General features: G+C 57.6%; 1 protein-coding gene. It reads left to right on the top strand.

All coding sequences use genetic code 11. The features are described from left to right. Positions 1 to 245: hypothetical protein (locus SAZ04_RS22740; RefSeq protein ID WP_332700011.1), on the top strand; the 245-nt coding region annotated here is incomplete at both ends.

Below are 245 nucleotides of genomic sequence, written 5' to 3'. Positions count from 1 at the left end.
GTCGACGTGTCGCTGCTGTGGCGTCACCTGGATCGCGTCAATTTCGAAGACGCAGCGATCGACCCGGCGTTCAGCGGTACGCTTACCGATCCGGCTGGCACGTACGATTTCAACACCATCGAACCGTACGACTATTTCGATCTGACGATGCGCTTCAATGCGACCGAGAACTTCACCTTCACGGTTGCGGTGCAGAACCTGTTCGACAAGGAGCCGCCGCTGGTTGGTAACACCATCGGTTCCAC

This window comes from Halalkalibacter lacteus, assembly GCF_036663595.1.
In the GTDB taxonomy this organism is placed as follows: domain Bacteria; phylum Bacillota; class Bacilli; order Bacillales; family Bacillaceae_D; genus Halalkalibacter; species Halalkalibacter lacteus.
This window is presented reverse-complemented; position numbering and strand designations above follow the sequence as displayed.